Annotated in this window: 21 protein-coding genes and 1 pseudogene; 21 read left to right on the forward strand and 1 reads right to left on the reverse strand. The window is 46.3% G+C overall.

Features of this window, described 5'->3' with window-relative positions:
- The first annotated feature begins 17 nt into the window (after window positions 1–17).
- The 13 genes and pseudogenes from ispG (at window position 18) to A9236_RS03765 (ending at window position 15,339) form a co-directional block, all read left to right on the forward strand.
- Window positions 18–1,286 carry a flavodoxin-dependent (E)-4-hydroxy-3-methylbut-2-enyl-diphosphate synthase gene (ispG, locus tag A9236_RS03705; protein ID WP_071465495.1) on the forward strand — a complete coding sequence of 423 codons (1,269 nt, stop codon included), beginning with the start codon at window positions 18–20 and terminating at the stop codon, window positions 1,284–1,286.
- 17 nt (window positions 1,287–1,303) lie between these two features.
- Window positions 1,304–2,636 (forward strand): annotated as a pseudogene (gene hisS, locus A9236_RS03710) (histidine--tRNA ligase).
- A gap of 83 nt (window positions 2,637–2,719) precedes the next feature.
- Window positions 2,720–3,379, forward strand: coding sequence for a tetratricopeptide repeat protein (locus tag A9236_RS03715; RefSeq protein ID WP_071465497.1), 660 nt, complete (start codon window positions 2,720–2,722; stop codon window positions 3,377–3,379).
- On the forward strand, window positions 3,376–4,533 hold the full coding sequence (gene bamB, locus A9236_RS03720) for an outer membrane protein assembly factor BamB (protein WP_071465498.1): 1,158 nt from the start codon (window positions 3,376–3,378) through the stop codon (window positions 4,531–4,533). Before A9236_RS03715 ends, bamB begins: the two co-directional genes overlap by 4 nt.
- On the forward strand, window positions 4,530–5,894 hold the full coding sequence (gene der, locus A9236_RS03725) for a ribosome biogenesis GTPase Der (RefSeq protein ID WP_071465499.1): 1,365 nt from the start codon (window positions 4,530–4,532) through the stop codon (window positions 5,892–5,894). The genes bamB and der overlap by 4 nt, the downstream gene beginning before the upstream one ends.
- A gap of 150 nt (window positions 5,895–6,044) precedes the next feature.
- Complete coding sequence (hfq, locus tag A9236_RS03730) at window positions 6,045–6,296, forward strand: RNA chaperone Hfq (protein ID WP_071465500.1); 252 nt, start codon at window positions 6,045–6,047, stop codon at window positions 6,294–6,296.
- A 28-nt stretch (window positions 6,297–6,324) separates the two neighbouring features.
- Entirely contained in the window at window positions 6,325–7,530 is a 1,206-nt protein-coding gene (gene hflX, locus A9236_RS03735; protein ID WP_083393487.1) for a GTPase HflX, read from the forward strand.
- On the forward strand, window positions 7,520–9,007 hold the full coding sequence (gene hflK / locus A9236_RS03740) for an FtsH protease activity modulator HflK (protein ID WP_071465501.1): 1,488 nt from the start codon (window positions 7,520–7,522) through the stop codon (window positions 9,005–9,007). The genes hflX and hflK overlap by 11 nt, the downstream gene beginning before the upstream one ends.
- Window positions 9,007–9,876, forward strand: a complete 870-nt coding sequence (gene hflC / locus A9236_RS03745) for a protease modulator HflC (RefSeq protein ID WP_071465502.1) — start codon at window positions 9,007–9,009, stop codon at window positions 9,874–9,876. The genes hflK and hflC overlap by 1 nt, the downstream gene beginning before the upstream one ends.
- Before the next feature lie 20 nt (window positions 9,877–9,896).
- Window positions 9,897–11,057, forward strand: coding sequence for an ATP phosphoribosyltransferase regulatory subunit (locus tag A9236_RS03750; protein WP_071465503.1), 1,161 nt, complete (start codon window positions 9,897–9,899; stop codon window positions 11,055–11,057).
- A gap of 53 nt (window positions 11,058–11,110) precedes the next feature.
- Window positions 11,111–12,451 (forward strand): adenylosuccinate synthase, encoded by a 1,341-nt coding sequence (locus A9236_RS03755; RefSeq protein WP_071465504.1) that lies wholly within the window; start codon window positions 11,111–11,113, stop codon window positions 12,449–12,451.
- A 75-nt stretch (window positions 12,452–12,526) separates the two neighbouring features.
- Window positions 12,527–14,743, forward strand: a complete 2,217-nt coding sequence (locus A9236_RS03760; protein ID WP_071465505.1) for a malate synthase G — start codon at window positions 12,527–12,529, stop codon at window positions 14,741–14,743.
- Window positions 14,744–14,823: 80 nt separating this feature from the next.
- Window positions 14,824–15,339, forward strand: coding sequence for a hypothetical protein (locus tag A9236_RS03765; protein WP_071465506.1), 516 nt, complete (start codon window positions 14,824–14,826; stop codon window positions 15,337–15,339).
- Here A9236_RS03765 and A9236_RS03770 read toward each other — a convergent pair.
- Window positions 15,305–15,829: a hypothetical protein gene (locus A9236_RS03770; RefSeq protein WP_071465507.1), complete on the reverse strand. Its 525-nt coding sequence runs from the start codon at window positions 15,827–15,829 to the stop codon at window positions 15,305–15,307. The genes A9236_RS03765 and A9236_RS03770 overlap by 35 nt on opposite strands.
- Window positions 15,830–15,899: 70 nt before the next feature.
- Between A9236_RS03770 and A9236_RS03775 the strand changes: the two genes are divergently transcribed.
- From A9236_RS03775 to A9236_RS03810, 8 genes are all read left to right on the forward strand, one after another.
- Window positions 15,900–17,171, forward strand: a complete 1,272-nt coding sequence (locus tag A9236_RS03775; protein WP_071465930.1) for an MFS transporter — start codon at window positions 15,900–15,902, stop codon at window positions 17,169–17,171.
- Window positions 17,149–17,835 carry a dienelactone hydrolase family protein gene (locus A9236_RS03780; protein ID WP_071465508.1) on the forward strand — a complete coding sequence of 229 codons (687 nt, stop codon included), beginning with the start codon at window positions 17,149–17,151 and terminating at the stop codon, window positions 17,833–17,835. The genes A9236_RS03775 and A9236_RS03780 overlap by 23 nt, the downstream gene beginning before the upstream one ends.
- Before the next feature lie 24 nt (window positions 17,836–17,859).
- A complete protein-coding gene (locus tag A9236_RS03785; RefSeq protein WP_071465509.1) occupies window positions 17,860–18,645 on the forward strand; it encodes a DUF4239 domain-containing protein in 786 nt (261 codons plus the stop codon).
- 29 nt (window positions 18,646–18,674) lie between these two features.
- Window positions 18,675–19,172, forward strand: a complete 498-nt coding sequence (locus A9236_RS03790) for a hypothetical protein (RefSeq protein WP_071465510.1) — start codon at window positions 18,675–18,677, stop codon at window positions 19,170–19,172.
- Between the two features lie 8 nt (window positions 19,173–19,180).
- On the forward strand, window positions 19,181–19,906 hold the full coding sequence (locus A9236_RS03795) for an AzlC family ABC transporter permease (RefSeq protein ID WP_071465511.1): 726 nt from the start codon (window positions 19,181–19,183) through the stop codon (window positions 19,904–19,906).
- The gene (locus tag A9236_RS03800; RefSeq protein ID WP_071465512.1) at window positions 19,906–20,244 is read left to right on the forward strand and encodes an AzlD domain-containing protein; all 339 of its coding nucleotides are present in this window, start codon (window positions 19,906–19,908) and stop codon (window positions 20,242–20,244) included. The genes A9236_RS03795 and A9236_RS03800 overlap by 1 nt, the downstream gene beginning before the upstream one ends.
- Window positions 20,245–20,336: 92 nt before the next feature.
- Entirely contained in the window at window positions 20,337–20,798 is a 462-nt protein-coding gene (locus tag A9236_RS03805; protein ID WP_071465513.1) for a (2Fe-2S)-binding protein, read from the forward strand.
- A complete protein-coding gene (locus tag A9236_RS03810; protein ID WP_071465514.1) occupies window positions 20,795–23,029 on the forward strand; it encodes a molybdopterin cofactor-binding domain-containing protein in 2,235 nt (744 codons plus the stop codon). Before A9236_RS03805 ends, A9236_RS03810 begins: the two co-directional genes overlap by 4 nt.
- The last annotated feature ends 6 nt before the right edge of the window (window positions 23,030–23,035 follow it).

Below are 23,035 nucleotides of genomic sequence, written 5' to 3' on the forward strand. Positions count from 1 at the left end.
TCAATTAATAGATCACAATGCGCTCTAATAATTCACTGCCACCACTTCCCTTGGGACCATCTCCCAAGAGAGCAACACGCCAAGCAACGGTTGCCTGGAAAACCAACATCATTACGGTGGGTGGCGATGCACCGGTGCGCGTGCAGTCGATGACTAATACAGATACTGCTGATGCAGTAGGCACAGCGATTCAGGTGAAGGAGTTGGCTCGCGCTGGTTCAGAGATGGTGCGTATTACTGTTAATACGCCCGAAGCTGCAGCAGCAGTTCCTTACATTCGCGAGCAGTTAGATAAGATGGACGTCTTGGTGCCATTGATTGGCGACTTCCATTACAACGGCCACACTTTATTAAATGATTACCCAGAGTGCGCTAAAGCACTCTCAAAGTACCGCATCAATCCAGGTAATGTGGGTAAGGGCGCCAAGCGCGATCCACAGTTTGCTCAGATGATTGAAGCAGCCTGCAAATATGACAAGCCTATTCGTATTGGTGTGAACTGGGGCAGCCTAGATCAAGAGCTCTTAGCATCGATCATGGACAGCAATGCTGCATTAGCAGTTCCAAAGACTGCCCAAGAGGTAATGATTGAAGCGCTGATTCAGTCGGCATTGCAGTCTGCAGAAAAAGCAGTTGAATTGGGTATGAACCCCGATCAAATTTTGCTTTCTTGCAAAGTGAGTAATGTGCAAGACTTGGTTGCGGTATACCGCGATCTCTCACGTCGCTCAGACTATCCATTGCACTTAGGTTTGACTGAAGCCGGTATGGGTAGCAAAGGAATTGTGTCTTCAACAGCGGCAATGGGAATTTTGCTGCAAGAAGGCATTGGCGATACGATTCGGGTTTCTTTAACCCCGGATCCGGGTGCACCTCGCGAGAACGAAGTGATTGTCGCCCAAGAAATTTTGCAAACCATGGGTTTACGCAACTTCACACCCATGGTGATCGCATGCCCTGGTTGCGGAAGAACGACTAGTACAACCTTCCAAGAATTAGCTGCCAATATCCAATCTTACTTGCGCCAGCAAATGCCAATTTGGAAGAAAACCCACCCAGGCGTCGAAAATATGAATGTGGCTGTTATGGGCTGCATCGTCAATGGTCCAGGTGAAAGTAAGCATGCCAATATCGGCATCTCCTTGCCAGGAACCGGGGAAACTCCAGCAGCTCCTGTGTTTGTAGATGGCGTTAAAGTAAAGACATTGCGTGGCGACAATATCGCCCAAGAGTTTCAGGTGATCGTAGATGACTATGTCAAACACAACTACGCTGCCAAGGTTTAACAAGAAGAATAATAAAAATGACTGACCAGAATAAAGAAGCAAAAACGCAAGCTAAAGTCCAAAAAATTAATGGCGTACGCGGCATGAATGATTTGTTGCCTGCTGATGCTGCACAGTGGGCTCACCTCGAACATGTTTTGCGTGACCTAACGCGTGCCTATGGCTATGAATTTTTGAGAACGCCCATTGTGGAAGCGACAGCAGTGTTTCAGCGCGGCATTGGTGAAGTGACTGATATCGTTGAAAAAGAAATGTACTCCTTTGAGGACCGTTTAAATGGTGAGCAGCTCACATTACGTCCTGAGGGAACTGCCGCATTAGTACGCTCAGTCATTGAAAATAATTTGTTGTACGAGGGGCCAAAGCGTCTTTGGTATACCGGTCCTATGTTCCGCCATGAGCGCCCACAGCGTGGTCGCTATCGTCAGTTTCACCAGTTTGGCATTGAAGCACTTGGCTTTGCTGGTCCTGATATTGATGCAGAAATTATTCTCATGGGTCAGCGTCTGTGGGATGAATTAGGTCTCAAGGGTGTACGTCTGGAGATTAATTCATTGGGGCAAGCCAATGAGCGTGCTGAGCACCGCGCTGCCCTAGTAGCTTACTTTGAGAAAAATCAATCTCAATTGGATGAAGATTCTCAGCGTCGCCTATTGACTAATCCTTTGCGCATTCTGGATTCTAAAAACCCAGAGATGCAGGCTTTGATCGAAAGCGCTCCAAAGTTATTGGATTTCTTGGGAGAGGAGTCGCTTGCCCATTTCAATGCTGTACAAGCGTTAATCAAGGCAAACAATATTCCCTGCAAGATTAATCCGCGTTTAGTGCGTGGCTTGGATTACTACAATCTGACTGTATTCGAGTGGATTACTGATGAGTTAGGCGCACAGGGCACTATTGCTGGCGGTGGTCGTTATGATCCTTTGATCGAGCGTATGGGCGGTAAGGCGGCTCCTGCTTGTGGTTGGGCTATGGGTATGGAGCGTGTCCTCGAGTTGATGAAGATTTCTGAATCATTGCCTGAGGCACAAGCGCAATGCGATATTTTTGTATTGCATCAGGGTGGCGAAACTTTAACTACTAGCCATGATCATTGCTGAGCGCTTACGTAGCGCTGGAATCGATACTATCCTTTTCTGCCCCCCAGACGGTCAATCAGCTAGCTTTAAGTCTCAAATGAAGAAGGCTGATGCAAGTGGTGCAGCCTTTGCCGTCATCATTGGACCTGATGAATTAGCTAAAAATGAGGCTGGTCTCAAAGACTTGCGGGGTACAGGGGAGCAGAAGTCCATTCCTCTGGAGGGTGTACTGGAAGCAGTAATTGAGGCTTTAGTGGGCGCCTCCGAATAGAATGGCTTATTGCTAGTTAAATAATCAGTAATTACTTAGCAAATTGACAGAACACATTAACAAAGAAATCAGCTCGGATTGATATGCCTTTAGATCTAGAAGAACAAGAACAATTAGACCAATTCAAAGCGTTTTGGCAAAAGTACCGCAACCTCATTACGGGCGTTGTGACAGTCGCGTTATTCGCTTATGCCTCTTACAGTGGATATCAATGGTGGCGCAACAGCCAAGCACTTGAGGCGTCTAAGTTGTACGAGACGATGATCAGCGCCATTGCTAAGGGCGATAAAGATCAAACCCTACGCGCTGCAGATGATTTACAAAAAGATTATGGACGTACTCCATATGCACCCATGTCTAGTTTGATTGCTGCTCGTATTGCATCGGATGCTGGTGATAGCGCAAAAGCTTTGGATTATTTACGTTGGGCCGCTAAGAACTCTTCGAATGATGGCTACCTTGCTTTGGCTAAGATGCGTTTGGTATCCCAATTAATAGAGCAGGGCACTGAAAAAGATTTTGCAGAAGCGGATCAAATCCTGAAAGATAAGCCAGTTGCTGGCTATGATGCTTTGTGGCTTGAGCGCCGGGGTGATTGGTACTTAGCTCAGAAGAACAATGCGCAAGCAAAAGTAAGCTATCAAGAGGCTTGGAAAAAGCTGGATCAAGCAAAAGAATTTCCTGAAGAGGCGCGCCGCCTACTGAAGGTTAAGTTAGATGCTGTTGGAGGAATTGCGCAGTGAACCATACCGCGAAACGTTCTTTTAGGCTCGTGAGTAGCGCCTTGATCATTGGCATTGCTGCAACAGCCTTAGTTGCTTGTTCTGGTAATTCCAGGGTACGTAAACCAGCCGAGTTGGTTCCGGTAAGTAATCAATTTGATTTGCAGCCCGTTTGGACGAATAACATTGGCTCTTCAGAAGCCTTTAATTTCCACCCAGCGGTAGCTGGAGATGCCGTTTATGTTGCCTCTCATAGTGGAAACCTAGCCAAAATCGATTTGATGTCTGGCAAGACTGCTTGGGAAATTTCTGTACCTGAAAAGCTGGCGATCGGGCCTGGGTCTGATGGTCGGGTGACAGTGGCTGTAAGTAGTAAAGGTACTGTCTATGCCTATGACGACACAGGTAAGCCATTGTGGAACGTCAATGTGGGCAGTGAAGTATTAAGTGAGCCAATAGTTGCTGCTGGCATTGTGGTGATTCGTGCATTGGATAACCGCTTCATTGGCTTAGATGCTCAAACTGGTGCACGTAAGTGGATTTATCAGCGCCAACAATCAGCCCTGTCCTTGCGCGTGGGTTATGGCATGTTGCCTATTAATAATGAAGTGATCGTGACGGGTTTTGCTGGTGGTCGCTTTGGCATGATTGCGATTGCGAATGGTGGTTTGATTTGGGAAACGCCGGTATCCTTTCCTAAAGGCTTCTCTGAGATCGAGCGCTTAAATGATGTGACTGCTAAGCCAAGCATGGAGGGCGATGTCCTCTGCGCAGTTTCATATCAAGGCCGGATTGGCTGTGGCCAAGCGCGTACTGGCAATCTCTTGTGGTTTAAGGATTATTCAAGCTATACCGGCACTGCCCAAAGTGCTGACTTAGTTTTCTCGGCAAATGAAAAATCGTATGTCACTGCATTTGCTACCAAAGACGGCAATCAAGTTTGGGAAAATACGCAACTGACTTTCCGGGACGTAGGTGAGCCATTGGCTGTTGGCAGAGTGTTGCTCATGGGTGATGCACAAGGGTATGTTCATGCATTTTCACAGGCGAATGGCGAGATGCTCGCGCGTATTCGTCACGACAGTAGTCCAATCTCAGCCGCCCCTATTGCAGTGGGCGGCCTCATCTTGATTCAATCTCAAGGTGGAAAAATCGCGGCGTACAGTCCAAAATGAATCCAGTCATTACTATCGTCGGCCGCCCCAATGTTGGGAAGTCGACACTCTTTAATCGCTTAACGCGTTCACGCGATGCGTTGGTGGCAGACTTTTCTGGCCTAACTAGAGATCGTCACTATGGCAAAGGCCGGATTGGTGAGCGCGCTTTCATTTGCGTGGATACCGGTGGTTTTGAGCCTGTTGCTAAGACCGGCATCGTTGCTGAGATGGCCAAGCAAACTAAACAAGCGGTTGCAGAATCTGACATCGTGATTTTCTTGGTTGATGGTCGCTTGGGTATGGCGCCACAAGATCGAGTGATTGCTGATTTCCTGCGCAAGACAGGTAGACCCATCATCTTGGCTGTCAATAAAACAGAAGGTATGCAAGCGGGTGTTGTTACTGCGGACTTTCATGAGCTCGGATTAGGCGAGCCATTTCCTATTTCTTCCGCCCATGGTGATGGTGTCCGTGGTCTGATCGATGATGCATTGGATTCTTTAGGCATTGCAGAGCCTGAGGAAGATGAATTAGCCAACGATCCTAATCGCCCTATGAAGATTGCGGTTGTGGGGCGTCCAAACGTAGGCAAATCTACCTTGATCAATAAGTTGATCGGTGAAGAGCGTGTGATTGCCTTTGATATGCCAGGCACAACACGCGATGCGATTGAAGTTCCGTTTGAGCGCAATGGTAAGCCATACATACTGGTTGACACTGCAGGCTTACGTCGTCGCGGTAAAGTATTTGAAGCGATTGAGAAGTTCTCGGTTGTGAAAACTTTGCAAGCCATTGCAGATTGCAATGTCGTTATTCTGATGCTTGACGCACAGCAAGATATTTCTGAGCAAGACGCGCACATTGCCGGCTTTATTGTGGAAGCAGGGCGAGCCCTTGTTGTTGCTGTTAATAAATGGGATGGCCTTGACGCTTATGTAAAAGAGCGGGCACGTTTAGAGATTGCACAAAAGTTGCGTTTCCTTGATTTTGCAAACGTACATCCGATTTCTGCAAAAAAAGGTACAGGCCTTAAAGAGTTGTTTAAAGATGTGGATGCTGCTTATGCGGCCGCTATGGCGAAATTGCCAACCCCACGTTTAACCCGAATCTTGCAAGAGGCAATTGAGCATCAACAGCCAAAACGCGTTGGTATGGGGCGTCCTAAGTTGCGCTATGCACACCAAGGGGGCATGAACCCGCCAATCGTGGTTATTCATGGAACATCATTGAGTGGTGTTACTGATAGTTACAAGCGCTATCTGGAAGGTCGCTTTAGGGATGTCTTTAAGTTGCGCGGGACGCCTTTGCGAATTCAGATGAATACCGCCAAAAACCCCTATGTTGATGAAGATAAGGGCAAAAAGGGCAAAAAACGCTAGATTTCAGATAAGCTTTTGCACTCAGATGTTTTAGGGCTTGATTTTTATAAAATTGAGCCCAATATAGATAGTTCAGTAATTCTGATTTAATTAAATAAAAAGCAAGACTCCCAAAAAAAGTAAGCAAGCAAAAAATAAATAAGGAGCAGTATGAGTAATAACAGCCTTAACAAAATTCAATTACTACAGGATCCATTTCTTAATGCGCTACGCAAAGAGCACATTCCTGTTTCTATCTATCTTGTAAATGGTATTAAATTGCAAGGCAATATTGAGTCATTCGATCAATATGTTGTGCTCCTGCGTAATACCGTAACGCAGATGGTCTACAAACATGCAATCTCCACGATCGTTCCGGCTCGTGCGATTGACTTCCGTATAGAAGAAGGTAGCTCTGTATAAAACTGGAGTAGATGCAGCTCGTGCCGTCTTGGTTGGGGTTGATACAGGACGCGAAGATTTTGCAGATAGCATGGCCGAACTTAGCCTTTTGGCTGATAGCGCTGGCTCTATACCTGCAGCTAGTGTCATAGCCCGCAAAGGCAGAACTGATCCCGCTTTATTCATTGGTTCTGGAAAAGCAAATGAGGTAAAGCGCTTGATGGAAGAGCATGATGCAGAGCTCGCCATCTTCAATCATCCCTTATCGCCAACGCAGCAACGTAACTTAGAGCGTCATCTCGGTCGCCATGTCATGGATCGCACGGGATTGATTTTGGATATTTTTAGTCAACGGGCGCAAAGTCATATCGGTAAGACCCAGGTTGAATTGGCGCAAGTGCGTTATCGCATGTCACGTTTGGTCAGAGCTTGGAGTCACTTAGAGCGCCAACGAGGCGGTATTGGTGTGCGTGGCGGTCCTGGTGAAACACAGATGGAACTAGATCGCCGCATGTTGGCGACCAAAGCGAAGCGCCTAGAAAATGAATTAGAAAAACTTCAGCGCCAGCAAAGAACCCAGAGAAGGGCGCGCAATCGCAAGGATGTATTTTCTGTTTCCTTGGTTGGATACACCAATGCGGGTAAATCCACCCTTTTTAATGCGCTAACCAAGGCGGGCACTTATGCCGCTGACCAGCTTTTCGCCACCCTCGATACCACCTCTAGAAAAGTCCATTTGGAGGGGGTGGGGTCGATTGTGGTCTCGGATACCGTGGGGTTTATTCGTGATTTGCCTCACCAACTGGTAGAGGCCTTTAGGGCGACCCTGGATGAAACCATTCATGCGGACCTGATTTTGCATGTGGTTGATGCCTGCAGCCCTGTTGCCAGAGAGCAAAAGGCCGAAGTAGAGGCCGTTTTAGAGGAAATTGGGGCCGATAACATCCCTCGGATTGAGGTAATGAATAAGATTGATCTGATGCCCCAAACCTTTACCCGTGGGGCAGTTTTGGAGCGCGATGCCCAAGGCTTCCCCAGCCAGGTTTTCCTATCCGCCCAGACGGGCTTGGGCCTTGATTTACTGAGGTCAGCCCTGGCGGAATGCTCCCAAATGACTGATAAAATGAGGAGTGAACACAACCGTGCCAAGAAGCAGATGGCTCCGGACGAGTTTTTAGCCCCTTTACCAGAACGACCAGAATCATCCGAATTTAATCCGATTCCCAAACGAAGCTATTTTTCTAATGACGCGTAAATTTTCAGACCTGTTTTCGGTCAATGACCCAGGTTGGGGCAACAGCTCTAACAATGGTTCTAAAGATGCCAAAGATGGGCAGGGAAATGAACAAGCTCCAAAAGTAGACCCAGAACAGAATCAGCCAAATAAGCAACCCACCAAACCCGATGGTCCGCCAGACTTGGATGAGTTGTGGCGCGATTTCAATGACAGAATTGCAGGCATTTTTGGCGGTAAGAAAAAGCCCGGTGTAAATCCAGGCCCAACTGCTAACAAACCTAACAACACAGATATTCCTCCGCCATCGCAACGTGGCGGTAACGGTAATGGCGGTGGCTCCACTGGACCCAACTTCAATTTCCCCAACCCATTCGCTTCTAAGGGTGGCCCATTTGCAATAGCCTGTGTCGCATTCTTTATTTGGGTATGTAGCGGCTTTTTCATTATTCAAGAGGGTCAAGCTGGAGTTGTGCTGACCTTTGGCAAGTACGACTACACCGCTAAGCCTGGTATCAACTGGCACTTGCCATGGCCGATCCAGTCTGCCGAAACAGTCAATCTTTCTGGCGTTCGCTCAGTAGAGGTAGGGCGTCCAGTGCTGATCAAGGCTACCAATCAAAAAGATTCTTCAATGTTGACTGAAGATGAAAACATTATTGATGTGCGCTTTGCTGTTCAGTATCGCCTTAAAGATCCAACTGATTATTTATTTAATAATCGTGATCCTGATGCTGCAGTCGTTCAGGCAGCAGAAACTGCTGTCCGTGAAATTGTTGCGCGTAGCAAGATGGATACCGTTCTGTACGAAGGGCGCGAGAAGATCGGTGTTGACCTAGCGGCCTCCATTCAGAAAATCTTGGATAGTTACAAGACTGGCATTTACGTCACCAGCGTCACAGTGCAAAACGTACAACCACCAGAGCAAGTCCAAGCTGCCTTTGATGATGCTGTAAAAGCGGGTCAAGATCAGGAGCGCTTAAAAAGTGAAGGTCAGGCTTATGCCAATGACATTATTCCTCGCGCAAAAGGAACGGCAGCACGCTTAATTCAGGAGGCTGAGGGCTATAAGGCTCGTGTTGTGGCTACTGCCGAAGGTGATGCTGGCCGCTTTAAGCAAATCTTGGTGGAGTATTCCAAAGCGCCACAGGTAACGCGTGATCGCATGTACATCGACACAATGCGCGAAATGTATAACAACGTCACTAAGATTTTGGTTGACACCACCAAGAGCAATAATCTTTTGTATCTGCCCCTCGATAAGATCATCGCGCAAGTAAACGCCGAAAGCACTCAAGCTGCAACTGGACAGACATCACAGACAAATCAAGGTAATACGGCTACACCAACGGGTTCAGTAACGGTTGGTGGTGCTACCGGAGTCAATACTCCTGCACCAACAAGTGCCAATGCCACATCTGCACCGGCTGCAAGCGCTGGGGATAAAGCGCTTGATAAGCGTGATGGTTTGCGCAGCCGCGATCGGGATTCACGCTAATGAATGCTAATCGCTTAATTGCTGGGGCTATTGCCTTTATTGCACTGATCTATGTGCTCTCTTCGAGTATCTTTATTGTTGATCAGCGTAAGTTCGCAGTCGTTTTTTCTTTTGGCCAGATCGTACGCGTCATTGAAAAACCCGGCCTACAGATAAAGTACCCAGCTCCATTTGAAAGCGTACGCTTCTTTGATCGCCGCATTCTGACCATTGATAATCCAGAAGCCGAGCGTTTCATTACTGCCGAGAAAAAGAATCTCCTCGTTGATTCTTATGTGAAATGGCGCATTGTTGATCCTCGTAAATTCTTTATAAGCTTCAAGGGCGATGAACGTCTGGCCGAAGATCGCTTAACCCAATTAGTTCGCTCTGCATTGAATGAGGAATTTACTAAACGTACTGTACGTGAGTTAATTTCAGATCAGCGTGAACAGGTCATGCAGGGTATTCGAACCAAGGTTGCTGATGATGCATCTGATATTGGTGTGGAGATTGTGGATGTTCGTCTGAAGCGTGTTGACTTGCTAGCTGAAATCAGCGATTCGGTTTATCGTCGTATGGAAGCAGAGCGTAAGCGAGTCGCAAATGAGTTGCGCTCAATGGGTGCAGCAGAATCAGACAAAATTCGTGCGAATGCTGAGCGTCAGCGCGATACGATTTTGGCTGAAGCATATCGTGATGCACAAAAGATCAAGGGAGCGGGCGATGCTAAGGCAACTGCTCTCTACGCAGAAGCTTTTGGACGTGATCCTGCGTTTGCACAGTTCTATCAGAGCCTGGAGGCTTACCGGAACTCCTTCAAGGACAAGAAGGACGTGATGGTGGTGGAGCCTAATGGCGAGTTCTTCAAGTTTCTGCACAAAAAATAAGAAAGCGAATAATCCAAATCATGAATCGTTGGTTACTTCCTGAAGATATTGCAGATGTTTTGCCGGCTGAGGCTCGCAAGGTAGAGACTTTGCGTCGCGCCATCTTGGATTTGTATCAGTCTTATGGCTACGAGCTTGTAGCCCCTCCAATTCTGGAGTTTTTGGATTCCTTATTGACTGGTACTGGTTCTGATCTCAATCTTCAAACTTTCAAATTAGTGGATCAGTTATCTGGCCGTACTTTAGGTCTGCGTGCTGATATCACTCCGCAGGTGGCGCGTATCGATGCACACTTGTTAAATCGCGCGGGTGTTACCCGCCTTTGCTATGCAGGTTCTGTTGCGCATGCCCGTACACCAGTAGGCAGTTCCTCGCGTGAGCAATTGCAATTGGGCGCAGAGATTTATGGAAGCGCTAATTGGGAAGCGGACTTTGAGGCCATCACCTTATTGCTGAAAACGCTCGAGCTTGCTGGTCTGAAGAAGGTTTACCTTGATTTGTCACACGCTGGCATTTTGACTGGCATCGTAGCTGACCAGAAGTTGGATAAAGAAACCATAGAATCCTTATATGGACTTTTACAAAGCAAGGATCGTCCACGCCTAAAGCAGTGGGCTACTTGTCTGCCCGTAACAGTAGCTGATGCGCTCATTGCATTAACAGAGCTCAATGGGCCATGTGCAGAAGTATTGACGCAGGCTAAAAAAGTGTTACCTAAGCATGCCGCTATTGATCAAGCCTTGGCGGATTTAGAGCGTATTGTGTCTGCAGCAAATACCAATGGTGGTTTAGAGCTCAGTATTGATTTAGCAGATTTGCGTGGCTACCAGTATCACAGCGGTGTGATGTTTGCCGCCTACGTAGATGGTCTGCCACAGCCAATCGCTAGAGGCGGTCGCTATGATCAGGTTGGTCAAGCATTCGGACGCTCGCGTCCCGCTACTGGATTTTCATTAGACCTACTGACACTAGCCAGCCTGTCACCTTTAAATGTTCGTAAGCTCGCCATTCTTGCTCCTTGGGTTCAGGACGCTGCTTTAGAAAAGGCTATTGCTGAACTACGTAGTCGTGGCGAAGTTGTTATTCAGGTGCTTGCTGGTGAATCCGTCGAAGCTGCCGAATATGAATGTGATCGAGAGCTAGTAAAGCAGGGTAGTTCTTGGGAAGTAAAGAAGAAGTAAAGAAGTAAGCTGAACTATCAACCTATTTTGTAATTATCTTTTTGGATTTCAATATGTCTTCAAAGCAGCAAGCACCAGGTCGTAACGTAGTTGTCATTGGCACCCAATGGGGTGATGAAGGCAAAGGTAAAGTGGTTGATTGGTTGACCGATCATGCTCAAGCAGTGGTTCGCTTTCAGGGTGGACACAATGCCGGCCATACTTTGATCATTGGCGATAAGAAAACGATTTTGCGTTTGATCCCCTCTGGAATCATGCACAAAGAGGTGATCTGCTATATCGGTAATGGAGTCGTACTCTCACCAGAAGCTCTCTTTAAAGAAATCGGCGAGCTCGAAGCAGCCGGTTTAGACGTGCAATCTCGCTTGAAGATCTCAGAGGCAACCACTTTGATTCTGCCGTATCACGTAGCAATTGATCATGCGCGTGAGAAAAAACGTGGAGAAGCAAAGATTGGTACAACCGGTCGTGGTATCGGCCCAGCCTACGAAGATAAAGTAGCTCGTCGTGCGCTACGAGTACAAGATTTATTCTACCCAGAGAAGTTTGCAGCGCAATTGCGTGAGAACTTGGAATACCACAACTTCATGCTCACTCATTATTACGGTGCTGAGCCAGTGAATTATGAAAAGACACTTGCTGAGGCAATGTCTTATGCGGAACGATTGAAGCCTATGGTAGTAGATGTTTCTAGTGCTTTATATGCTGCTGAACAAGCTGGACAAAATCTCTTGTTTGAAGGTGCACAAGGAACATTGCTCGATATCGATCATGGTACCTATCCTTATGTAACATCTAGCAACTGTGTGGCGGGTAATGCTGCTGCAGGCTCCGGCGTCGGACCTGATTCATTGCAATACATCTTGGGTATTACTAAGGCCTATTGCACTCGCGTTGGTGCAGGCCCATTCCCAAGCGAGTTGTATGACCATGACAACCCAGCAAGACAGGATCCTATTGGTGTACGTCTTGCTGAAGTTGGCAAAGAGTTTGGCTCAGTAACAGGGCGTCCGCGTCGAACTGGTTGGTTGGATGCTGCTGCATTGAAGCGCTCAATCCAAATCAATGGATTGTCAGGTCTTTGCATTACCAAATTGGATGTGCTCGACGGCCTAGAAACTATTCGTTTATGTGTTGGCTATAACTTAGATGGCAAAAAATTAGACGTATTGCCGCGCGGTGCAGAGTCGGTAGCCCGTTGTGAGCCAATTTATGAAGATTTTCCAGGTTGGAAGGGCACCACTTTCGGAATTCGCGAATGGGCCAAATTGCCTGTAGAAGCCCAGAATTTCCTGCGTCGCATCGAAGAGGTGGCTGGTAAGCCGATCGCCATGGTCTCTACGGGCCCAGAGCGTGACGAGACTATTCTCCTTCAGCACCCTTTCCAGGATTGATGGAAAATATTTGAATCAGTAACACAGTAAGCAACCCATTTATTAACTTTTGTATCAGACACTAAGGTTTTCAACATGACTGCACGTACTACCTGCAATAGCCTTCAAGTAGCAACTCCTCTATATCGCTTCATCGAAGACAAAGTGCTTCCAGGAACTGGTATCAAGAGCGCTGACTTTTGGAAGGGCTTCGATGAAATCGTTAAAGACTTAACCCCTAAAAATGAAGCATTGCTTGCTAAACGCGATCGCATTCAGGTTGATCTAGATAAATGGCATCAAGCTAATCCAGGCCCAATCAAAGATATGCCAGCCTATCGTAAGTTTCTTAAGGAAATTGATTATCTTGATGATGTTCCAGGTAAGGTGGCGGGCACTACTAAGAATGTTGATGATGAATTAGCATTACAAGCAGGTCCTCAGTTAGTTGTTCCGGTTCTCAATGCTCGTTACGCGCTCAATGCTGCAAATGCACGTTGGGGCTCTTTGTATGACGCTCTCTATGGAACGGACGTTTTATCTGAAGAAGATGGCGCTACGAAAGCGGGTGCATATAACCCAATTCGCGGTGCAAAAGTCGTTGCGTTTGCGCGTAATTTCTTGGATCAAGCCGCGCCTTTGGCTAAGGGTTCACATAAAGATTCAGTAGCGTATTTGGTGGATGGCAATACATTGTCCGTGAAGCTCAAAGACGGTAGCGTCACTGGCTTGGCTGACGAAAAGCAATTTGTTGGATACCAAGGTGATGCAGCAGCGCCTAGCTCTGTGCTCTTGCGCAACAACGGTGTGCATATTGATATCGAAATTAATAAGAGTAAAACGATTGGTGCTAGCGATCCTGCAGGCATTAACGATGTAGTACTCGAAGCAGCGCTTTCTACGATTTTGGATCTAGAAGATTCTATCGCTGCAGTTGATGGTGACGACAAGGTTCTCGCTTATGAGAACTGGCTTGGTATTTTGAAGGGCACCTTGGTTGAGGAAGTAGAAAAGGGTGGCAAAACCTTTACTCGCGCGCTGAATCCAGATCGTAAATACAAGACCGGTATTGGCGCAGTAGATGCAAAAGATGGCGTAGTGACTTTGCATGGCCGTTCACTCTTGTTCCTCCGTAACGTCGGTCACTTAATGACCAACCCAGCCATTATTACCGGCGATGGCAAAGAGATTTACGAAGGTATCTTGGATGCCGTAGTAACTGTGTTGATTGCCTTGTACGACATCAATCGTCCCGCAACCCAGGCTATCGGTAACACTCGCAAAGGTTCTGTCTATATCGTGAAGCCAAAAATGCACAGCCCAGAAGAAGTGGCTTTTGCAGGCGAGCTGTTTGGTCGTGTTGAGAAATTGCTTGGTTTGCCAGCGGATACTGTAAAGCTGGGCATCATGGATGAAGAGCGTCGTATGAGCGCTAACATTAAAGCAGCGATTGCAGCAGCAGGTGCACGTGTTGCCTTTATTAATACCGGCTTCTTGGATCGTACTGGTGATGAAATGCACACCTCTATGTACGCAGGTCCAATGATCCGTAAAGGGGATATGAAAACCAGCAAATGGTTATCTGCCTATGAGCGTCGTAATGTCTTTGCAGGTTTGGATTGTGGCTTGCGTGGTCGTGCTCAAATCGGTAAGGGTATGTGGGCAATGCCAGATTTGATGAAGGCCATGCTTGAGCAAAAGATTGTTCATCCAAAAGCAGGTGCCAATACTGCTTGGGTACCGTCACCAACAGCGGCAACCTTGCATGCACTTCACTATCATCAGGTAAACGTAGCTGAGATCCAAAAGGAAATGGAAAAGCTCGATACCGCTGCTGAAGCCGAAGCCTTGATCAATGATTTACTAACGATCCCAGTGGCTGAGAAGCCAAATTGGTCCAAAGAAGAGATTCAGCAAGAGTTGGACAACAACTGCCAAGGTATCTTAGGTTATGTAGTTCGCTGGATTGACCAAGGTGTTGGTTGCTCTAAGGTGCCTGATATTCATAACGTGGGCCTGATGGAAGACCGCGCAACATTGCGTATTTCTAGTCAGCATATTGCTAATTGGTTATTGCATGGCGTGGTAACTGCAGACCAGGTAAATGAAACTTTGCTGCGTATGGCTAAGGTAGTAGACGGTCAGAATGCTGGAGATGCTTTGTATAAGCCAATGATGCCAAACTACCAAGACTCATTTGCTTATAAAGCGGCCAGTGATTTGATCTTCAAGGGTCTCGAACAGCCAAATGGCTACACAGAGCCTTTGTTGCATGCATGGCGTTTAGAGGTGAAGAAGGCTCAGGCTAAATAATTTACGTCTATCTGTAAAAAATGAAATGGATTTGTCGCAAGGCAAGTCCATTTTTAATTTACAGCCAATAGTTAATCAAATTGTTTAACATCTTTAAACTCTTTTCTCAGGCACATCAGGCCTTTCCATTTGAATTTCATGATGGCGGTAGAGATGCGGCTGGGTTTAAGGGCGGGGCAGGCGATTGTGTTGTGAGATCCATTGCAATTGCTGCCAACTTGCCTTACATGCAGGTCTATGAAGATCTACGCGAGGCTAATGAGCGTTATGCGCAGGAGCGGGATAACAGGCTTTCCCGTCATCTCACCCGCACAGGCTCATCACCTCGTAATGGCAATCACCGGAACGTCTTTCATGATTACATTCTGAAACAGGGCTTTGAGTGGGTACCAACGATGAAGGTGGGTGCTGGCTGCCAAGTCCATCTCAGACCCAATGAATTACCTAATGGCATATTGATTGTGAAGGTTTCCAAGCACCTGACTGCGGTGATTGATGGAGTCATGTATGACACCCATGATCCCTCGCGGGGAGGAAGTCGTTGTGTTTACGGTTACTACCTCAAGAATCGCCAAGATCCCTGCGGCCATATTTGAGATTCCAGGCTGCTTTATAAGCATCCGTCATGCCAATCATGACGGATGTTGTCCAAGCTAAAGAAAATAAACCTGTAAACGCTATAAAGAAGGCAAGACTTTTCCAGCCAGTAGGCAGTACGTCAGACACAAAGCCCACGGTGGTATAGCAGCTGCCCGCAAACAGCAAGGCTTGCAAACCATCATCCATTAAACCGAGTCCAAGCAGAAAGAAGCACCATAAGATGATTTCACAAATATGGACTAAAGCGATAAAGAAGAATGAGGCATAGAAGTGCATGAAGACGCGGTTGTATTGACCTAAGCCAAGATTTTTCTGGGTCTTCAGTTCAAAGCGCATGATGATGTGATTAATCAGGCTGCCATGAAAAATCAGAATAGCAATCAGACCCAACATCCCAAAGAAAATATCGGTTACCAGTGGGATAAATTGAAGCCCTAGAACAGAGGGTTGGGCTATTGAAGCTGGCAGAGTCGGAAGAATGGGCATGAGGGCTGGTCTGCAAAAATAGGTATCAAGGAGGATAATGTCATATCGACCATTTCCTGTAAAGCAGACCTTGAGCCAGCCCCAAAACCTCTTTCAATCTCCTAAACAAGAGCGCTTCTTTCTGTTTGCGCTTGCTGGTATTCAGTTCACACACATATTGGATTTTATGATCATGATGCCCTTAGGGCCTCAGTTCATTAAAGCGCTTTCGATCAACACACATCAATTTGGCTTACTACTCTCTTCCTACACTTTCGCTGCGGCAATTGCGGGAATATTTGCCACTTATTATGTAGATCGCTTTGAGAGACGACAGCTACTTCTGCGTTTATATATTTGCTTCATTATTGCAACTGTCGCTTGTGGTTTTGCACCAAACTATCACACACTATTTATCGCACGCGCATGTGCTGGTGCTTTTGGTGGAATATTAGGTTCATTAGTCCAAACCATTGTGGCGGATTCCATTCCGTTTGAGCGTCGCGGTAAAGCCTTGGGAACGGTGATGGCTGCATTCTCCGTCTCTACTGTAGCGGGCGTTCCATTGAGTCTGTTTTTGGCCAACCATATTGAGTCTTTGGGATGGCGTGCGCCGTTTATGTTTATCGGATTGATCTCGACATTGATTCTCTGGGTTGCTTATCGCAATATTCCAAAGATTTCAGGACACTTGCACCATATTCAAGAGGGCAGCCGCTTTAAGCAAATCTATGAGGTTTTGATTGCCCATCGGCATTTGCGCGCTTTCTTATTTATTGGCTTAGTAATGATCACGGGCTTCTCCGTGATTCCTTATATTGCCTTGTATCTCACTGCAAACGTGGGGGTCGCCAATTCCTATATCTCTCTCATCTATCTTTGCGGCGGTATCGCTACCTTAATGAGCTCTAGATATATTGGGCATCTAGCAGATAAGTATGGCAAGGTTAAAGTCTTCCGGGTATTGGCTATCGTGAGTTTGTTTCCCATCCTTATTACTACCAATTTAATGCCAGTTCCCTTGTGGATTGTTTTGCTTAACCAGACCGCTTTCTTTATTTTGATCTCTGGCCGCATGATTCCAACAATGGCTATTGTTAGTCAAATGGTTGAGCCAAAAATTAGAGGGACATTCATGAGTTTGGTTGGTTCGGTGCAGATGCTTGCATCTGGTATTGCCTCCGTGGTCGCTGGATTAGTTGTCACCATTGCAGCCGATGGCAAGATGGAGCATTACAACCTCGTCGGCTATGGAGCAGCAGTCTGTGGATTGCTCACATTCTGGCTGGTAGGATTTATTCATTCAGATAAAAAAGATAATGCAATTAAAAGGAGTAAAAATGATTCAGTTCAAGCGGCCTGATGGTCAGTTGGTTGATGGATATTTAGCTGAGCCAACAGATAAAGCAAATGCTCCCGGGGTAGTAGTCATCCAAGAGTGGTGGGGTCTAGATGATGAAGTGAAGTCTGTGGCGGAGCGTTTAGCAAAAGCTGGTTATCGCGCCTTAGTGCCCGATCTCTATCGCGGCAAATTGGCTTTAGAGGCTAAGGAGGCCGAGCACCTCATGGGCGACCTCAACTTTGCTGATGCTGCTAGTCAAGATATTCGCGGTGCTGTTCAGTACCTTAAGGCTACTGGAAGTAATAAAGTGGCAGTGACTGGCTTTTGTATGGGTGGTGCATTGACAGTTCTGTCGGCCTGCAATGTTCCAGAATTAGATGGCACGGTAGTTTGGTATGGCTACCCTCCATTGGAGTATGTGGATGCCAAAGCAATCACTAAGCCGATGATGGCTCATTGGGCTACGCATGATGATTTCTTCGCTGTGTCTGGAGTTGACCAATTGGATTCCAGGTTAACAGAAGCAGGGGCCCAGCACGAGTTTTATCGCTATGACGCGAAGCATGCTTTTGCTAATCCTAAATCAGACTCTCGCGGTCTGCCGCCATTGCAATATAACGAAGCTGCAGCAAAACTTGCTTGGGATAGAACAATGGAGTTCTTGAAAAACAATCTCAGTAGCTAAATCTCTCATAAATACAGGCTAACCATGTTTTTTAATTGGGTCTATAAGCGAAGCAATATTCAGATTTTGATTCTGTTGATTGCATTCTTTGTATTGTTGTTAGATGTGTTGCCTAGAATTTTGCAGTCCATCCCTATGCTATCTCCTACAGCAGATAGCACTCGATTGGGCTTGAGTTTATTTGGCTCAATCATTACTTTAAGCGGTCTTTTGATCGGCTTCTTATTAAATCAAGCCCAATCCAATTTTCGCGAAGTCCAATCTCTAGTATCGCAAGAGGCCGGTCGAATTAATAACCTTGATCGTTTATTGACGCGTTACGGTGATCCAGCAATTACGGTTATTCGGAAAGAGCTTTTTGAGTATATGAATTCTATTGTGATCGACGAGTGGCCTAAATTAGAAATGGGTGAGGGTAGTAGTAAGACCCATATGTTGTGGCGCGGAATTTCACGCAAGATCATGTCTTTAGAGCCGGCGACCAATCGTCAAACAGCAATGTATACCGATATCATTAAAAAATCTGAGGAAGTTGCTGAGAGTAGGGAGGCACGCATTGAAAAAGCAGGTATTCGTCTTCCTGGTTTATTTTGGGTGGTAATTTTGATTTGTATGTTTGCTTTGATGGGAGTGAATACTTTATTCGAGCATTCCAACTCCTTTTTCCTGGGCTTGAAAATTTTGCCAATTACGCTAGGAGCGCTGATTTCTCTTTTGGTGATTACTGATCAGCCATTCAAGGGACAAAACTCCGCACAGCCTGATGCTTTTTTTAAGATTATTGAATCCATTAAGACACGTACTGAATAATTTAACGCTAACCACTATTTTGATTTGTTATGCACCTTTTCTCCGAAAACCTTGCTGTAGAAATTTCTACCTACTACCGTAACCTCGTCTTGGGTCATGGCGCCACCCCTAAGGTATTTACTTTGGTGAATGCCGATGGTGATCAATACCTCTTTTTTGTCGATGATTTACAGATGGAGAGGGCAGATGAAGATCAATTTCTAGCCTATATCGTTCAGCAGCATGATGCAGTCACATATGCTCGGGGCACTTTAGTGATCGTAGATAAAGCGCAACAGTTCATTGAGTTTGCCGTGGTCGATAAAGATGATGAGCAGGCTATTGTCTGCTCTGCAGAGCTTACGCGTGATCTGGAAGATAAGCCGATTGGTTTAACGGAGTTCGAAAAGACTTTGGTTAGAAGAGAGTCGATTGTCTTTGGCCATCTTTACGACCGAATTCAACTTTCAGAAGAAAAAACAGAAGACTTTGCAAGTCTATGGGAAGAGATGAAGCCCAAGATCTTGCATCGAAATATGGGTCTTTAATCCCCCGCATGAATTCCCGTCAGCAAAAGTACTTTGTAGATGGTTTTAAAGAGATGTCGCGCTCCGGCGTGACAATCTTCACTTGGGGTTTTGTCACTGGCATTGCGATGGCCAAGTCGAGCTTAACCCTGCATCAAGCCTTAGCCATGAGCCTCTTAGTTTTTGCGGGCTCATCACAGCTAGCAGCACTTCCTTTGATTGCCGCAGGTCTGCCGATTTGGATGATATTGATTACCTCATTTATGGTGAACTTGCGGTTTGTTATCTTTAGTCTTGGACTGCAAGCCCATTTTTCCTATTTATCTACTTGGCGTAGAGTCTTATTGGGTTATTTCACGGCTGACTTTAGTTATCTTTTTTATATCAGGCGCTACCCTAAGCCGGAGTCTATTGAAGAGCGACATTCTGATAAAGAGCAACTACGCTTGTATTGGTTGATGGGTATGCAGTTTTCGAACTGGGCCCTCTGGCAAGTGGGTTCGATTGCAGGCATCTTACTGGCTAGTCAAATTCCCAATAGTTGGGGTCTAGAGTTTGCCGGTGCAATTGCATTGCTGGTCATTATTGTGCCCATGCTGGACCGTGCTGCCGCACGCTGGGCTGCAGTAACTGCGGCTGTAGCAGCAGTGGCGACCTATGGACTTCCATTTAGACTCAATATTGTCTTTGCCATCGTGGCAGCCTTAGTCGTGGGCATGATGACGGATAAATCTCCCAAAGGAAATACACCTTAATGCAGATTGACTGGAATATTTCTCTATTGCTAATTGGTATGGCATTCGTAACGGCCTGGTCACGTAGTTTCTTTCTGATCCTTGGGGAGCGTGTAAAGGTTTCAGACTGGGTATTGGAGGCAATTCGCTTTGCTCCATTGGCAGCGATGGTCGCTATTTTGGCGCCTGAAATCTTTCTACCAGCAAATGCTACGAGCGTGACTCAATTCGATCTCAAATTGCCGAATATTTGGGGTGGATTGGCCGCTATTATTTCTTTCTATCTCACCCGAAAAATGATTGTCACTTTAGTGGTGGGTATGGCTGTGTTTACCGCAGCCAGATTCTGGTTTCTTTAGGATTAAGGTGCGCAACCTCATCTATAAAACAAAGATTTCTAAAAGCGATTAAGCTAGCAATAATAAAATAGATTCATTAATTGGAGATAGATATGGCTTTGAAGCTATCTGTGAATGGTCAAGTAATCAGCGTAGATGCGGACCCTGAAACCCCTTTGTTATATGTGTTACGCAATGATGCCGCCATTAATTCGGCAAAGTATGGCTGTGGTTTGGGGCAATGCGGAGCTTGTGCAGTTCTCTTGGATGGCGAAGTTGTTCTATCCTGCTCCTATCCTGTTGGTAGTGTGAAAGGTAATATCTCCACACTTGAGTCTTACGAAAGCGATGTCACCCTAAATGCTTTGAACAAAGCCTTTATTGCAGAGCAGGCTGTTCAGTGCGGTTACTGTATCTCTGGAATGATGATCCGTGCAAAGCAAATTCTAGAAAAGAATCGGCATCCCAGTGTGACGCAAATAAAAGAGGGGCTACAGGGGCATTTATGTCGGTGCGGCACCCATACCAGAATTATTAAAGCAATTCAGCGTGCGGGCAAGGAGATGTCAGCATGATTAATACTTCTGATATAGCACGTAGACACTTCCTCAAGAGCGGTCTGGGTCTGGCCATTGGCTTTGCGTGGGCGCCAGAACTCTTTTCTCAATCTGCAGTAGATGCCCTACCCGGTAGTTTGAATACTAATCGAATGCTAGATAGTTGGCTCCATATTCAGCCTGACGGGAAGGTGATTGTGTTTGCCGGTAAGGTTGAGTTTGGGCAGGGCATTACCACGGCTTTGATGCAGATAGTGGCTGATGAACTTGAAATAGAGATGTCGAGAATCGTGATGATCCCGACAACAACCGGCATTTCTCCTAACGAAGGGGTTACATCTGGCAGTCAGTCTATCGAGTATGGTGGGCTTGCCTTGCGCTATGCTGCTGCTGATGCCAGAGAAATCCTGCTTGAACGAGCTGCATTACAAATGGGTATCGCTGCTGCTGATCTGCGGATCAATAACGGTGAAATTACTGCACCCACAGGGCGGACTACTAGCTATTGGGCTTTAGCCAATAGAGAGCTTTTTCAAAAGCAAGTCTCTACTAAGACTGCTTTCAAAAAATCACACACCACAATAGGCCAACCAATACGTCGAGTAGATATTCCAGCCAAGGTTTCTGGGGGTACCGCATACGTTCAGGATATAAAAATGCCTGGCATGCTACATGCAAGAGTCATCAGGCCGCCCGCACCCCGCGCGGCCATTTTAAAGTTAGATGCTGGTCAAGTAGAAAAAATGCCTGGGGTAGTTGCTGTGATTCAAAACGGTAGCTTTGTAGCAGTTGTAGCGCAGCGTGAAGAGCAGGCAATACAGGCTAGAGAGGTATTAAAGAAAAATATTTCTTGGAAACTGGCAGAGGATCTACCGCCATCTCTTTCATCTTGGTTTAGGGGGATGAAGCAAAAATCCAGTACCGATACAGTAATCGGGGTGAAGCAGGGCTCCTCAAGGGCAAGATCTAAAGTATTGAGTGCTCAATTTACAAAACCCTTTATTGCTCATGCATCGATTGGCCCTTCTTGCGCAGTTGCCCTAATGAAAGATGATGCGCTTACAGTCTGGACTCATAGTCAGGGGATGTATCCATTGCGTACTGATCTAGTTAAAACACTTGGCCTTCCTCCTGAAAAGATTATTTGTATTCATAAAGAGGGTTCCGGCATGTATGGCCAAAGTGGTGCTGATGATGTTGCCTTGGATGCAATGTTGATTGCAAAAGCGCTTCCTAACCAGCCAATTCGGGTTCAATGGATGAGGGATGACGAGTTTAAGTGGGAACCCTATGGTTCAGCAATGATCGTCAATATAGATGCTGCGCTAGATCGCGATGGCAATATCGTCGACTGGAAGCATGAATTATGGAGTAATACCCATAGTACGCGACCTGGCGAGCCAACCGGCGATAATCTTCTTGCTAGCTGGTATTTGGAGACACCTTTTAGGCCAAGTCCTGTGAAAAATATTCCACAGCCTGCCGGTGGATCTGATCGAAATGCGATTCCACTATATGTGTTCCCAAATCAAAAGGTAGTTAATCACCTTTTAGAGGAAATGCCTGTGCGAGTTTCAGCATTACGCACCTTAGGTGCATATGCGAATGTATTTGCGATTGAATCTATGATGGATGATCTTGCGAAGTCTGCAAATCAGGATCCCGCCCAATTTAGAATCAAGCATCTTCAGGACTCACGTGCTGTTGATGTGATTACCCAAGTTTCAAAGATGGCGGCTTGGGATAAAACTCCAATGAGTTACAAGAAGGGCGGTAAGCTATATGGTCGAGGCTTGGCCTTCGCAAAATATAAAAATCTTTCTGTCTATGTCGCTTGTATTGCAGACGTTATGGTAGATCCCAAAACTGGAAAAATTTCTGTAACAGATTTATACGCTTCGGCAGATGGAGGATTGGCTATTAATCCCGATGGCTTTAAGAATCAAATTGAGGGTGGGTTAGTCCAAACTACTAGCTGGACTTTGTATGAGTCAGTCCCATTTAATCAAGCCGGCATCGAGGTTAGCAGTTGGTCGGAGTATCCAGTTTTGCGCTTTGCGGATGTGCCCAATGTTTATGTGGAAATCATTCATCGAGAGAATGAGAAGTCATTGGGTGTTGGAGAAGGCTCGCAAGGACCTGGTTGTGCTGCTATTGCAAATGCCGTTGCCAATGCGCTTGGCCAAAGAATTTTTGATCTGCCGCTAACGCCTGAGAGGGTGAAGGCGGCATTAGCATCGAAAACTTAGTTAATC

Origin of the sequence: Polynucleobacter sp. QLW-P1DATA-2, assembly GCF_001870365.1 — a bacterium.
Lineage (GTDB): Bacteria > Pseudomonadota > Gammaproteobacteria > Burkholderiales > Burkholderiaceae > Polynucleobacter.